10 protein-coding genes are annotated in these 14,823 nt (G+C 66.0%); 2 read left to right on the plus strand and 8 right to left on the minus strand.

Features of this window, described 5'->3' with window-relative positions; translation table 11 throughout:
* Positions 1–29 precede the first annotated feature (29 nt).
* Positions 30–2,051, plus strand: a complete 2,022-nt coding sequence (locus tag LR394_RS39495) for a glycoside hydrolase family 31 protein (RefSeq protein WP_231449850.1) — start codon at positions 30–32, stop codon at positions 2,049–2,051.
* Positions 2,052–2,535: 484 nt separating this feature from the next.
* Here the strand turns inward: LR394_RS39495 and LR394_RS39500 are convergent, their stop codons facing one another.
* The 8 genes from LR394_RS39500 to LR394_RS39535 all read right to left on the minus strand — a co-directional run bounded on the left by LR394_RS39500 (position 2,536) and on the right by LR394_RS39535 (position 14,002).
* Positions 2,536–2,928, minus strand: coding sequence for a hypothetical protein (locus LR394_RS39500; protein WP_231449851.1), 393 nt, complete (start codon positions 2,926–2,928; stop codon positions 2,536–2,538).
* Positions 2,921–5,425 carry an AAA family ATPase gene (locus LR394_RS39505; protein WP_231449852.1) on the minus strand — a complete coding sequence of 835 codons (2,505 nt, stop codon included), beginning with the start codon at positions 5,423–5,425 and terminating at the stop codon, positions 2,921–2,923. Before LR394_RS39505 ends, LR394_RS39500 begins: the two co-directional genes overlap by 8 nt.
* Positions 5,426–5,472: 47 nt before the next feature.
* Positions 5,473–6,048 carry a hypothetical protein gene (locus LR394_RS39510; protein WP_231449853.1) on the minus strand — a complete coding sequence of 192 codons (576 nt, stop codon included), beginning with the start codon at positions 6,046–6,048 and terminating at the stop codon, positions 5,473–5,475.
* A 90-nt stretch (positions 6,049–6,138) separates the two neighbouring features.
* Entirely contained in the window at positions 6,139–6,285 is a 147-nt protein-coding gene (locus LR394_RS39515) for a hypothetical protein (protein WP_231449854.1), read from the minus strand.
* On the minus strand, positions 6,263–7,495 hold the full coding sequence (locus tag LR394_RS39520) for a hypothetical protein (protein WP_231449855.1): 1,233 nt from the start codon (positions 7,493–7,495) through the stop codon (positions 6,263–6,265). Before LR394_RS39520 ends, LR394_RS39515 begins: the two co-directional genes overlap by 23 nt.
* A gap of 36 nt (positions 7,496–7,531) precedes the next feature.
* Complete coding sequence (locus LR394_RS39525; protein ID WP_231449856.1) at positions 7,532–8,335, minus strand: hypothetical protein; 804 nt, start codon at positions 8,333–8,335, stop codon at positions 7,532–7,534.
* A 133-nt stretch (positions 8,336–8,468) separates the two neighbouring features.
* The gene (locus LR394_RS39530; RefSeq protein ID WP_231449857.1) at positions 8,469–12,881 is read right to left on the minus strand and encodes an AAA domain-containing protein; all 4,413 of its coding nucleotides are present in this window, start codon (positions 12,879–12,881) and stop codon (positions 8,469–8,471) included.
* A 707-nt stretch (positions 12,882–13,588) separates the two neighbouring features.
* A complete protein-coding gene (locus LR394_RS39535) occupies positions 13,589–14,002 on the minus strand; it encodes a YbaB/EbfC family nucleoid-associated protein (RefSeq protein WP_231449858.1) in 414 nt (137 codons plus the stop codon).
* Positions 14,003–14,157: 155 nt separating this feature from the next.
* Here LR394_RS39535 and LR394_RS39540 point away from each other — a divergent pair.
* A partial coding sequence (locus tag LR394_RS39540; protein WP_231449859.1) for a WXG100-like domain-containing protein occupies positions 14,158–14,823 on the plus strand: 666 nt, incomplete at its 3' end.

Genomic DNA, 14,823 nt, shown 5'->3' on the forward strand with positions numbered 1-14,823 from the left:
GCTTCCCTCAGCTTCATTGGAGTTCACTGATGTTCGAGAAGACGTCCACCTCGCTCACCTGGCGTGGCGGTGGAGAACTGGTGCAGGTCGATGCCTGGGGGCGCGACAGCGTCCGCACCCGGGCCACCTTCGCTCCCGAGGTGGCGGACCACGACTTCGCTCTGCTGCCCCCCAAGCCCTGCGAGGTGACGATCGATGTGAACGGCGACACCGCCCGAATCGTCAACGGCCGCCTCACCGTCGTCCTCACCCAGGAGGAGACGCTGGACTGGCAGACCGGTTACGCGCTCAACCGTCTGGACATCACCTACCTCGACGCCGACGGCAAGGTGCTGCTGCGTGAGGCCGAGGCCGGCGGCGCCCTCAAGCTGCGGGCCCGCGACTACCGCCCCATCATCGGCTCTAAGGCATTCCGGCTCACCGCCTCGTTCCAGTCCCGGCGCGACGAGCACCTGGTCGGCATGGGCCTGTACCAGCAGACAGTGCTGGATCTGAAGGGCAGCACCCTCGAACTGGCACACCGCAACTCCCAGGCCTCGGTTCCGTTCGTGGTCTCGGACGCCGGGTACGGTTTCCTCTGGCACAACCCGGCCATCGGACGGGCCACCTTCGGGAACAACCGCACCGAGTGGCACGCCGAATCCACCGAGCAACTGGACTACTGGATCACCGCAGCCGGGTCCCCGCGGCAGATCGCGGCCGCCTACGCCGACGCCACCGGCCACGTTCCGATGATGCCCGAGTACGGGCTCGGCTTCTGGCAGTGCAAGCTGCGCTACTGGAACCAGGAGCAACTGCTGGAAGTAGCCCGCGAGCACCGGCGCCGCGACATCCCGATCGACGTCATTGTCGCCGACTTCTTCCACTGGCCGAAGATGGGCGACTTCCGCTTCGAGGAGGAGTTCTGGCCCGACCCCCAGGCGATGGTCGACGAACTGCGAGAGCTCGACATCGAACTGATGGTCTCGGTGTGGCCGCAGATCGCCCTGGACTCGGAGAACTACGCCGAACTGCGACGCAACAACCACCTGGTGCGGGCCGAGCGAGGACTGGATGTGCACATGGCCTTCGGTGGGCGCAGCGCATTCGTCGACGTCACCCACCCGGGCGCTCGCGAGGCGATCTGGCAGCTCGCCCGCCGGAACTACTACGACCTGGGCATCAAGCTGTTCTGGCTCGACGAGGCCGAACCCGAATACGCCGTCTACGATTTCGACAACTACCGCTACCACCTCGGCCCCAACGTGCAGATCGGCAACCTCTACCCACAGATGTTCTCGCGCACCTTTCACGACGGGATGACGGACGCGGGGCAGGACCAGATCGTCAACCTGGTGCGCTCAGCATGGGCCGGCAGCCAACGCTACGGCGCCCTGGTCTGGTCCGGCGACATCGGATCAACCTTCGAGGATCTACGCCGTCAGGTGGTAGCGGGTATCCAGATCGGGATGGCCGGCATCCCCTGGTTCACCACCGACATCGGCGGCTTCCACAGCGGCGACTCCCGCGACCCGAATTTCCGCGAGTTGCTCGTGCGCTGGTTCCAGTTCGGCACCTTCTCCCCGGTCATGCGACTACATGGTGACCGCCAGCCCTCCACCTCAGTGATCGCCGCCGACGGATCGCCCCGGGTGGCGACCGGTGCCGACAACGAGATCTGGAGCTTCGGCGAAGAGGCGTACGACATCCTTCAGGGCCTGGTGCGGCTACGGGAACGCCTACGGGACTACACCCGCGAGCAGATGCGACAGGCTCACGAAGACGGGCAGCCGGTGATGCGGGGACTGTTCTACGAGTTCGCCGACGACCCTGCGGCCTGGGACGTGGCCGACGAGTACCTTTTCGGACCGGACCTGCTCATCGCCCCGGTCATGGAACCCGGAGCTCGCTCCCGAGAGGTCTACCTGCCGGCCGGATCGAGCTGGACCGACCTGCGCGACGGTACCGAGCATCAGGGCGGAATCACGATCACGGTCGCTGCTCCCTTGGAGAGCATCCCGGTGTTCGCCCGGGACGGTGCCCTTCCCGAGTTGATCGGTGTTCCGGCATGAGCTGGCATCCGCCCGTATACACGACACCCAGCCACTGCGATGCGCAACCCATGCAGGTGCTCCCGGTCATCCACTCCGGGGCGTTCTGCGAACGGCGCAGGGAGCAGAACCGGAAGGTCGCTCTTCGCGCCTTCAGCAACGCTGCCACCATCTGCTTGTCGGTGGCGGGGTCTCCGCTGATCTCCTTCGCGTCGGCGGGACCGTAAACGAGCGGGTAGACGCCCTGCCAGCGGCCCACCGGGCGCGCGATGAGAGCCCTGGGCCCATCGATCTGGAGCATCAGCTGAAGGGGTCTGCCAGCGACGTACCAAGGCTTGGAGTCGTCCTGGTCGATGTCCCCAGGGTCCAGCGGCTGCTCGAGTACTTCCCAGGCGGCGCCGTAGACGTCCAGGAACTGGTCGCGGTCGATGCTGAGCTGTGCCGCCAGAGCGTCCTCGAGGCGTTCCGGCGTGGTGGGGTGCGGCATGGCAGTGCAGCTCCTTGGTTAGGTACGTGAACTTCGGTTGCTGACGATTTCCTCGACAAGCGCTGTCAGGTAGGAAACTTCGGCGACGGTCGCCGACAGGTCGTAGGCATGGTGGTGGCAGGCGCTCGACAGGGCGTTCCAGGCATAGGTCGCCTCCCGGGAGGCCGGGGTGCCATCAAGAGCGCGGAGAGCGACGAGCTTGCTTGCCCATCGGGTGCGGGGTCCATGTGGTCCCGCACCGTTGGCTCGTCCGAGAGTATTGAGCCAATCATCAATTTCATGCTCCAGGGCGGCACGAGTCAGCGTGGCGGCTGCTCTGGCCCGGCGATCCACTGGGAACGGTGACTGATCGCCAAGCGCCGTGCGCGCCGCGCTCAGCAAGGTCAGCGCCGGGTTCTGGTGCTCAACCACGGTGAGCCCTCAAATCGGCGAGTGTGTCGCGCAGATCGTCGACGGCGGTCAGCGGATTGCCGTTCAGGCCCTTGTGGTGTCCGGCGGCGCAGATGGCCATGACCCTGGTCCGGTGAGGCTTGGCTCGCTTCCAGGTATCGACGTCACCCGTCGAGAGAGCCAGATCGACCATGCCCCTGGTCGTGTGAGCCTTGGCCCAGCCGGCGTCCACCTCGACCCGGCTGGTGCCGGCCCGCAGCCTGCGGTTGAAGTACAGGGTGTGGCAGAGCGACTCGATGCTGGCGCGGACCAGTGTGGGCAGGACCAGACGGCGGACCTTGTCGTCCATGTCCGGGTCCTTGGCTACGGACCGGGCGTCGGCCAGCAGATTCCTGGCCTCGTCACTGTTCTCCCGCACGCGAACCACCGAGCGAAGGTCACGGGCTACCTGGAGCATCGTGGCCGGCAGTTCCAGCCGCCGGACAGCCTCGGCGAGCCGGTCGTCGTGGGTGAGCACAATGACCTGACGGTCCTGGGCGGCCTCGTGCAGCACCTTGGCCAGCCCGTCGACCTTGGCCGGGTCCATGGCCTGCACCGGGTCGTCGATCATCAGGAACCCGAACGGGCTGTCGGTCAGCGTAGCTTTGGGCAGAAACACCGACAGGGCCAGCGCATTGGCCTCGCCCTGGCTCAGTACGCCCAACGCGGAGACCTTTTCACCGTCAACGGTCGCCGGGAAGTGCACACGGCCCGAAGATGCCCAGGGCTGCAGGACAACGTCGGCGATGTCGACGTTGCTCTCGTGTCGCAACTGCGACCAGATGGACTGAGTGCGCTCGGACAGCGGTCGCATGCGCTCTGCCCGCAGTGCCTGGGCCTGGCTCTTGATCCAGGCGTGGGCAGCGTCGACCAGGCGGATCTGATCCTCGGCGGCGACTGCGGCCGTCATGTCGGTGTGCCAGTCGCTCAGGAGCAGAGCCAAGCGCTGCCACTCGTCTTGACGCGCCTCGATCTCGGCCTGCGCCACCTTGTGCAACTCGCCCAGGGCCGTGGCCAACTGGTTCAGAACGACGGCGCCGCCCGAGGCGAGCTGCTCGACAGTGGTCAGAGCAGCCCAGTCCGACCAGGCAGCGCGAGCCTGCTGAACGGCGTCCGCCAACTCCGCGCCGAGTTCGATCGGCTGGGTCAGCGTCGCAGGCGGGGGGCTGGCCATTCCCAGCAAGACCTGCTTGTGGTTCGCCGCAGCTGTGCGGGCCCGGCCCAGCCGCTTGCTCAGCACCTGATCCTGAACCAGCTCAGCCCGGGTGCGCTCGGCCCAATCGGCGTCCAAGCGGCCGGTCTCGCAGACCGGGCACGCGGTGTCGCCGGCCTGGTCGTGGTGCTCCAGGGCCAGCCCGAGCAGCTGTACTCGCCGGGCTGCGGCATCCTCGAAGTCTGCCTGTGCAGAGTTGAGCTCGAGCTGTGCTGCGTGATGATTGGTGATCGCCTGCTGCAGAATCTCGGCGGCCGGGCACTTCAGGGACTGCAGTGAAGCCAGCGTGGCCAAGGGACCGCGCTGGTCCACCGCACTCGTGCCGATGATGAGTTCGGCCACCGCATCCAGATCCGGGTACCGCTGGTGGGTGAGATCGAACGCCTGCTGAGCACGCTCGTCCTTTGCTCCTCGCAGCAGCGGTGCGAGCGCCGCGCGCTTGTCGTTCGCCGACTCCTTGGGTGCGCGCACCTTCCCGAGCGCCTGCTTCAGCCGCGACTGAGCGTCAGTGATCTGTTCCAGGCCCAGGATCGGCGAGAGCGCCTTGTAGAGCTTGCTCGGCTCAGCGACCAGAGAACTGAGCTCGTCGTGGGGGAGGAAGGGCCGGTGGGCCTCCAGCGCGGCACCCCACCCCAGACCTGAGAGGCCGGGCTGGCGTCGCTGGCCGCGCGCCTGGGTCCAGGTGCGGGCGTCCTGCAGTTTGGTGTCCTTCTCCCACTCGACACCGACGGCGGTCAGGGGCTGGTCCTGCACCGCGAGTTCGATGGTGATACGGGTGTTCTCGGTCTGGTGAACGTTGCGCCAGGACTCTCTCCAGGCGGCGTTGCGGTTCTTCCAGCGGTAGCTGTTGCTGGTCAGCGCGACCTCCAGCGCCTCGGCGAAGCTGGACTTGCCGCAGCCGTTGCGCCCCGAGATCACGGTCAGACCAGGTCCCAGCGGCAGCTCCAGGCGGGAGGTCGGCCCGATACCCCGGAACCCCTCAACCTCGATCGCGGCCAGGTAGGCCCGCGCCGGCTCGGGAGCAGGCTCCGTGAGCTGCGCGATCGGTTCGGGACGCGCGTCCTCTGCCCCTTCAATGCACTCGTACAGTTCCTTCTCGCCCTGCATCGCCGCGACCACCAGCACCCCGACCTCGTCGCTGATGCCCTGACTGCTGAGGGCATCGACGACGGTGGAGATCAGATCCTTCGACATTGCTTTTCCCCTGTTCGAAGTTCTCGACCCTTGTTCTAACCCGCGGCTCGCCGCCGCAGGCCAGCGACTCATCAGCGGCTCTTCGCCGGAACTGCTGCCGGGGAGCCCCCGTGCTGCGATCAGAAGGTGTCGTTGACGGTGACCCGGTCGAAACCCTTCACCCAGTCGTCTCCCGAGAGGCAGCTCAGGGTCACGGTGGTGCCGACGTCGATGGGGTCGGAGGTGCAGCTGGTCGTGGCGACGACCTCGGTGCCCTTCCAGAACTTGATGTCGATGAGGGCCGAGTCCTTGTCCTCGCGGTTGTTGGTCACCCGGAGCTTGCGGACGTCGACGCTCCCGAGGACGTCCTCGCTCGCCTTCCAGCCCTTCTTGTACTCGAAACCGGCCACCTCGAAAGGCTTCCCGATCTCGATCTCCAGCGGGTTGTCAGGGCCGCCGGGCTGGGCGTCCTCCTCCTCGACTGCGGTGACGGCCTCGTCGACGGCGTTGCCGGCAACCAGGACGAGGGCAGCACACGAGCCGAGGCCACCGAGGACAAACAGCGCGGTCAGGGCGAGGAGAGTGTTGCGGAGCTTGTGGGACTTCTTCGGGGGCTGCTGCTGGTACTGCGGCCCGCCGTAGTACTGCGGGGCGGGGCCGGACTCGTACTGGCCGGGGTTGGTGTGGCGGGGGGCGTTCTGCCATTCGTTGCTCATGGGTCCAGATTGAGGGAGCGACTCTGACGGAACATCATTCAGCGCTGCAACCCGGTTGCGACCTGAACGCGCTTCGTTCGAGAGTGCTGCTCACCCCACCACTCCGCTGAGCACGGCGTCGTCCTGACACATCAGCATGGTGTCGACCCCCTCGTCGAGCCCGGCCAACGCGGCGGAGATGTCGTTCAGCTTCTGCTGAACCGCGGCCTGTGGGCTACGTCGCAGTTCCCTCTCCATCGCCAGAAGTCTTCTGGACGAGGAGAGCGGCTACTCCCAGGGCCCCGGCGATGGGTCCGTAGTCTTTCGCCGCCTGAACGGTCTGGGCGCTGAGCCGGGCTGCCCGACCCAGCTCCCGGGTTTCCCAGGAACGTTCCTCCACAGTGAACTGGAGGAGCTGGCAGAACTGGTCCAGCTCCGCGGCCAGTCGGTTCGCCGATTCGATGACCACCAGAGATCGTGTCCGGTCCAGGATCATCCAGGCGTTCGCCTTCTGTCGGGCGGTGTTCACGTTCTCGAAGGACTTGGAGATGTTCTCCGCGAGGGCAGCCTCCCGTTCCGTCTGGTGCTCGGCAATCGCTCGACGGCATCCCTCGACGTGTTCCGGAGCCTCGGCGAGGGCGCGCTCGAGCCGGAGTAGGAAGAACTTGTGATCCATTTCGGCACAGCGAATCAGGACTGCAAGCCAGTTGCGAAGCGCTTTTTCCTCGGCTTCAAGCTCCTTGGTCAACTGCTTCGCCGTGCCGAAGCCTGACCACCCGATGGAGCTGGCTCCAGCGGCCTTCGCCCAGCGTTCGGTGCACTCGTGGATCCGGGACTGCGCGATGGCCCGGCCGGCCTCCACCTTCTGCAGCGACTGACTGACCGTGGCCCAGGCGCTGTCGCTCACCTTGAGGCTCTCATTCCGGATCCGCGTCTCCAGGTCGAGAGCGGCTCCGACACCGATCAGATCGCTGAGCACCGCATCGTCCTGGCGCTTCAGGATGGTGTCGACCTTCTCATCGAGCCTGGCCAGCGCGGCGGCGATCTCCTTCAGCTGCTGCTGGGAGGCGGCCTGATCCATCATCCCCGAGATCCCGCCCAGAACAGCAGGGTTGGTGAGGAGCGAGCCGACGTCGGTCTGGACCTTGATCCAGCTGGCGATATCGCCCGGGCTGCCGATCATCGCCCAGCTCACTCCCGGCGTGTCGGTCTTGATCAGACCGAATTTCGCAATCCGCTCGGCGGTCTCGGCATCGATCTTCAGATAGCGCCCGGAATTGGCCGAGATCTCTGCCATCCCCTGGATGACGGTGGACCCGTGGCCGAGCAGGTCGCCGAGTCTGGAGAGCCCGAGATCGACCGACTTGGCGAGTAACCCGGCCTCGCGAAGGAGCCGATCAACTACAGATGGCGGCCCGACGACCGCAAGGCCCTCGCCATCGTTGATGCGCTCAAGTTCGTCGCTCATGAGATCTCCCGTCGATGAGGCTGGATCCGACCTGGATCATTTGCCTGCGGCCAGGATCTGGCCCCGGTAATGAAGGATGTTAACGGGCTCGGTACCGAGAGTTGCTGTGACAACGCAGCTGTCTTTCGGCCTGCTGGAGGTGGTTACGAGACCCAGCCGAGCGGTGCGCCCGTTCGGTGGTGCACCGATCGGACCACGAACGGTAGGCCGGCCGTTGATTTCTGCCTCGTGGAATTCGCCTCGGTTGGAGCCGGCCCACTGTCCGTTGAGCAGCCCGCTGAGTTCCCGGCCAACTGCAGCACCGGTTGCATACCGGATGCCCTCAACATCACACTGCGAGTGGAATCGCATGTGCATCGGGTGAGCGAAAACGGATACCGCGTAGGCGAACGCTGAAAAGGGCATCTGAAAGAGGAAGGACCGCAGCCCGTCGGTCGGGACAGCGATCACGCTGGTTGTGCCCTCGGTCCATGACTGCACCACTTCCAGGTGCCCATCGCTCAGCGGTGGTGGGCACTCGATCAGGGCGTCCATGAACTTCGTCGTTATCAGTTCTTCGGCGCGGATCTCGAGGAGGTCGCTCTCCCATAAGGCAGCCTGGACGCCCTCGGGAAAGGCGTTCTGCCAGGCGCGGTGAGCCCGTCTGAGCTCACGGTCGAACAGTTGCAGGAATCGTGCCGTGCGGTTGATGTCCGGCCAGGGCGACTCGAGGATGAACCAGGCATCGGTGCCCTGCGCGTCGGGAGCGAGGTTGCAGTCGGTTTCGACGAGACCGTGCCACGCGGCCGAACGGACGAAGAACGCGGTGGCCTGCTGATCCGTGACTTCCTGCAGCGTCATGAGAACGGGAACCTTTCGGTGGGGTGCTTCATCGGCTCACGGCGAGGCGGTCGTTACCTCTTGACTCGCTCGCCGGCCGAACTATTCGGTGCTGCAACCCGGTTGCGACGGGCTGGTCGCCTCGTGCGGGCGGTCAGCGCTCCGGGGCAACGCCAGGGGCGAGCGGTTCGGTTGGGGCGATGGGGGAAATGCCCAGTCGGTCGAGGCGCGTGACCAGAGCGGCGAACGCTTCATCGGGGGAGCGATAGTAGGTAGAGGCGAGTACACGCCAGAACTTCCAGCCCAGACGCTCCAGCACCCGCTGGCGGCGCAGGTCGTCGTCCCACTGCTCGATGCCGTGGAACCGGTCGCCGTCGCACTCGACTGCGAGCCGGTCCTTCTCGCCATGGACCACCATGTCGATGCGGTAGTTGCCCACCGGGTGCTGGACCGTGACCTTGTAGCCGTGGGCCAGCAACTGGTCCAGCACATCGCGCTCGAAGCCGGAGTCGCATCGCTCCCGCAGGTCCTGGGCCTCCCGCCGAACGTCACGGTAGGTGCGCGCATAGTCGATGAGAGAACGCCGCTGGTCCTCGGCGTTCAGCGTGCCTGGATCGACGGTGTGGAAGATCCAGAGCTGGTCGCGGGCCCGTGATGCAGCGACGTTGATGGCCTGCTTGTCACGTTTCTGCACCGCGGCGTAGCTGCTGTTGTCGGTGACAACGCTGGCGAAGATGACGTCTCGCTCGTCACCCTGGAAGGCTGCAGCGTCGCCGACCCGGAGCTTCAGTTCGGCAAAGCGCTCCAGCCCGAGGTGCTCCTTGAGCTGGTTCTCGATCTCTTTCCGCTGTCCGCAGTTGAGCAGCACGACAACCCCGAAAGTGAGCCCCTTGTAGGCCGGGTCATCGGCGCAGGTGACCAGTTGCTGCACCAGGGCTGTGGCTTCCGGCCGGTTGATCCGAGTGGCCGGCGAACCGATACACGCTCCGTCAGGAACCTGGACCGCACGTAGCGCCGGTCCGATGTCCGTGCGGGTCTGTTCGCGCAGCGGCAGAATCCGGTTGTCGTAGAACCGGTTGCTGAAGTCGATGATCTCCGGAACGCAACGGAAGTGCTCGCGCAGCATGACCACGTCGCCGTAGGCGCGCTCGGCTATGCCGTAAAGGCTTTCGTCGACTGTCAGCAGTTCCTTCTGCGGGACGCCGGCGAGGTGCGCCTGCTGAAGACCGATGATCCGTTCGCGCAGCACGCCCACGCCGGGCGGGCTGGTCTGCTTGTCGTCGCCGACCACCACGACCTTCTTGCCCAGTGCGAGCACCCCCACCGACAGGAGGTCGCACTGGCTGGACTCGTCGACGATGACCACGTCGAAAAGGTCGCTGCGGCGGGGATCGAAGTTGTCCAGTACCCGGTGGATCGGCATGATCCATACCGGAACGGCACCCATCGCCTCGGGCATCTGCTCACGGGCGGTCTGCTGCCAGTGCGGTGCGGTCTTGCCGGTGCCCTTGCCGACCTTGCCCAGCGCGCTGAGCCAGGCCTTCAGGGCACGGCGCTGCCCATCGCGAAGGTTGTGCTTAAGACCGATCTCGGCTGATCGACGGGCCATGTCGATCACCGTGGAAGCCAGTTCCTGGCGGAGTTCCTCGCTACGTCGCTGCCAGTGCTCCAGAGCACCCTTCGTGCGCAGATCCTGGAGCCAGGTTTCGGCCTGGGCCCAGTGCCAGGCGTCCGGCCAGCGCTCGGGTGCCAGAACATGGGTTCGGGCGACGAGGCGCTCGGCCCATCCGGGGGCGATCGGGGTGAGGCAGCCCAGGAGGTGGTCGTACTGGTCCAGATCCGGGAGAAGGTTGTTGAGACGAGCGTTCTCGTTCAGCGCGGTGTCCCAGTCGTCCCAGGAGCGCTGCAGGAAGGCCGTATACAACTGATCCCAAATGGGAGACGCCGTGGTGCCCTGACGCTCAAGGTCCAGTTGGTCACGGCGAGATTCGAGAGCAGCGGTCAACGCGCGCTCCTGGCGACGCTCCGCAGCCGCGCGGAGAAGTCGTTGTGCGTTGGAAAGGGCCTGGCTGTCCAGGATGCTACCGAGCGCCGGGAGTGCCCGGCGTAACTGATTCACAACCGCCTGCTGGTCGGTTTCTTCCCATGTGAGAGCGTCTTTGAGCTGCTGGGCAAGTTGACCGACGGTTGACGTGAAGGTGCCGCCGGTCGCCGGGACAGGCAGACCGCACTCGTCGGCCAGGTGCTCCAGGTACTTCACGGTGGAGGTGGTCTCGCTGCGCAAGTCGATCCAGGAGCGCACGAGGTTGAGTTCCTTGAGGCTCCGGATCTCGCCACCGTCGATCCTGGTCTTCGCATGGAAGTCCCGCAGGCCACCTCCGGAGAATCGGGGGACGCCCTTGTTCTTGGCGAACCGCTTCTCCAGCTGGTCCAGAAGATCATGATGCGTGCGCACGTCACCATCGGGAACGTCGAACGTGTTGCGGACCGTTTCCTTTCGCAGCCCGATGAGCCGGGAGGCGCGGGCCCGCAACTGCTCGGCCTGCTCAGCCCAGTACTCCTGTAGATCGGGTGAGCTCCTCACCTTCGAGCGGATGCCCAGAAGCCATGTCTCCTCCAGCTTGCCCACTCGATCGGCTTCGGTGGTGGCGACCTCGGCCAGCGCTGTCAGTTCGACCTCGCCGAGGAGATCGATACCGTCGAAGTCGACGCCTTCGGCCTCCAGATCAGCCAGCTTGTCCCGCACCCGGTCCAGCTTCTCGTGATCCTGGCGCAACTCCGAGCCGACCGGAAGAAGCCCGGGCTTGGGCCGGTCCTGACGCAGGGCGCGAAGATCGCTGGTAGCCAGATCTCGACAGAGACGGTGCAGTTCGATGCACTCGGCCGGGGAGAAGGGAAGGCTCACGTCGGCCGGGACGCGGTCCGGAACCACGCCCAGCACATCGGCCTGTCCATGCACCCAGCGGGCCACCTCACCGGCCTTGGCCGGACCGTTGGGCAGCGGAAACTCGCTCTGCTCGGAACGCATCGCCTCAACCGACTTCAGGTCCGTCTGGCGGATCTTGATCCGCAAGTCCTCCACCTGCGTCTTCAGTTCGGCGATCTTCTTGGTCTCGCGGTCCACGTCGAGCCGGCTGACGATGCTGCTCATCGCCTGGACCGCCGAGTGCACCTGGTCGATCGCCTCGGGCGAAGAGCCCAGCATCGCCACGCTGAGATCCCGCAGCTCCTCCGGGATCTTGTCCCTGAGAACCTCGAGCGCCTGCTCCTTCTGCGCGGTGACCAGAACCCGCTTGCCGTGGGCGACCAGATGGCTGACCAGGTTCGCGATCGTGTGAGTCTTTCCGGTGCCGGGTGGGCCCTGCACCGTGACCCCAGGACTGCGACCCAGCTGCCGGATGATGCGGTCCTGATCGTCGTTGGAGGGCAGCGGAAGCAGCGGGAAGTCCGCCACAGCCGTCCATTCGGCCGTGTTCTGGTTGCCGTAACCGGTAGACCCGGCCTCCCTATCGGCCGTGATGGTCTCCTCGTCCGCCACGATGGCGGCCACGCCCTCCGGAATGAAGCCCTTCTCGTCGATGAGATCGGCGAGCTCCTGGTAGAAGCGTTCCTGCCGAAGAGCCCGCTTGCGCGAGTACAGCACCCAGGTCGGAGTGAGCACCGGATGCCGGTTCGGCTGCACGACCTCACCGGACTCGTTCAGTTTCGCGTCCAGACCCAGAGGCGCCAGAACGCTGCTGTTGATGCTGTTCAGGGAGTCGGCGAGCCACGGGTCCAAAGGGTTGGCGCGCAGTCTTTCGCGCAAGGCGGTCAGCTCGGCGATGGCGGGGATGCCCAGGCCCTCGAGAGCGTCAAGCTCAAGTTCGCTGCCGCGTTCGGGCAGCACCCGCAGGGTGCCGTCCCTGCTGTCGCTCTCGATCGTCATCCGGGTGGTGACCACCGGGGAGAAGATCGTCTGCTCGCCGACCTGCCAACCCAGGATGCTGTGACCCCAGGTCAGCTCGTGCGTTGCCTGGTCCTCCTTGAGCCGCAGGCTCAGATCGAACAGGTGGGAGTACAGTGCGCGGGCAGCACGAGCGGGCGGAATGCTCTCGGCCCACGGCTTCCAGACCTGTTCGGTCCAGGTCTCGAGCTGCTCCTGACGTTCCCTCCACGCCTCGTGCAGTTGCTGCTGTGCCTGCCATGCCTCCAACTGCTCCGGCTCGGCGTCCTCCGACGGTTCCGGCCCGACCAGGGGTTCCGGGGCCCGCTGACTCGGGCCTTCGTCCAGGTCATCGAGTGAGACTGCGTCGACGTGATCGGTCAACTGCCTGGGCAACGCCGGCCGCGCGGGCTCGCTGACCTTCCTGACTGTCAGCCAGGCATCGCGCCCCTGGGCCGGGCCCAGCGTGACAGCGTGATGAACTGGGACGACGTCCGGCCAGAGCGGGGTGCCGGCGGCGGCCTGACGCAGATCCCGCTCAGCCTTCGTCTTGAGCTCGCGAGCGACGGAGCCCAGGTAGTCCAGGAAACGCCTGGTGCGGTCGAGCACGACATCCTGTTCGGCGCTGCGTTGCCGGTCGGGCACCTGTGGATCCTCACCTTCGTGACATGGGTTGGTGTTCGCGTGGGAGCGGGCGTGGCCAAGAACCCGGCAGCCCAGCTCACTGATCAGGATGAGAACACGGCAATACCGGTAAATCACCCGAACTGTATCCGGATTCGGTGGTTTTGGAGACTATGATCAGCAGTCCCAGTCGATGACAGCTGTCGTCGAGTCATTGCCCTTCGGGCAACCGGCGGGTCCAAGCTCCGAGGGTCTTGCGCTCCCCCTTGTTCGCGCCCGCGGTGGTCTCGGTCAGGGGGCACGGTGCCGCTCGATGCTCATGGACCCAGGCTGGTGCCATCAGGAGGGAGCGACGGCATCGTGAGCTGCAACCGGGTTGTACCTCGTCAGCCGTGCCCACGGCAACGATCGTTCAACGGCCGCCGGGTAGCGTCAGGCCCGGTGTGATTGGCGCTTCCAGCGCCTCGCTCGAAGAAGCGCGCAGCGGCGATGTCGACCATGTCGCCCTTGGAAAGGTGCTGGCCAGGGCCAGGCGGGCGCACCGGCCGTGAGTCCTGCACACCGGCGCGCTCGCCCGCGAGCTGGGAGCAGCATCCTGCGGTGCTCTTGCTCGCGATGATGTGTCGGCTAATGGAAGCCTCGGATCTCCGACACGGTAATCGTGGAGTGATCGTGCTAATCACGGCCGGAGGCCACCGCGGCGTTCCTCTCCGCAACCGGGTTGCGCATCAGAATGCGGCGGATGCCCCGTCCCCACCCGAGAAATCGGGAATCTCCCCGCGCATCAGACCAACGAGGCTGTGTCCCGGCCCTCGAGCATCCATGGCGGCCTGTGCCCGCTGGGTCGCGTCTTCGGTGGCCTTCTGGACAGTGTTTTTCACCGACGCTGCAAGCGCCTCGCTGTCGGTATAGCGGTAGATCCGCGGGTCCAGATCCAGTTCCTGCAGCAGCCCCTGCAGATTGACCACGGCGCTCACGTAACCGTCAGGGGAGGTGGCGGTACCGCGTACCGCAGCGAGTTCTTGTTGCAGCGCATCGGTGTTCGACCGCATGGCGTGCCACTGCTCGGTCGCGGCGGCGGCGCGCTCGCGGTAGACGCTCAGATGATCGGGGTTCAGGTCCTCGATGTCCGGCAGTTTCACGCCCGCTCCTCCACGCCTGTTGCCCAGCCTGTACGTCGTGATCGTCACGACGATCATGCCTTATCGGCCCCGGGACGACCTTGGTAGCGTCCAATCCGATCGAAATCTGACGGTTTCGTTCGGTGACGATGGTGGCGAGCTGTGAGGGGCGTGGGGTGTCGATCGATCTGCCGGAACCGGTGACCTGGCTGCTGGGGCTGGCCGGGGTGTACTGGCCTGACATCGACGAGGACGCCGTGCGTGAGCTGGCCGGGCACGTGCGCCAGTTCGGTGACGACCTGCTGGCCGGGCAGGACACGGCGACCGGCACGATCTCCAGCGTGGGCTCCGCCTACACCGGTGGCAGCTACGACACCCTTGCCGCTTCCTGGTCGAACGCCTCCTCCGGACACATGAGCGCCATGCTGACCGCCTGTGAGGGCTGCGCGCTCGGTCTCGAGAGCACCGCCATGATGATCGAGCTCACCAAGGCCGCCGCGGTCGCCCACCTGACCATGCTGGCCACCACCGTCGCGGCCGCCCAGGCCGCCACCGTGGCCACGTTCGGCCTGTCCCAGGCGGCCTCCGCCGCGGCCATCGCTGCGGCGCGGATGACCACCAACTGGCTCACCACCCAGCTCGTCGGTTACATCACCGGCCAGCTCATCCTCACCGCGGTCGGGCCTCTGGAAGAGAAGGTCGAGGCGGCCGTGTCCGGGCTGGTCTACGAGCAACTCGCCAAGGCCGCGGTCGCTACTTCCAACGGAACCATGACCATGGACCCCGACCAGGTCACCACCCACGCCCAGACCATCGACACGTACTCCAGCGAAGTGGTCGAG

Source organism: Kineosporia babensis (genome assembly GCF_021129305.1).
Lineage (GTDB): Bacteria > Actinomycetota > Actinomycetes > Actinomycetales > Kineosporiaceae > Kineosporia > Kineosporia babensis.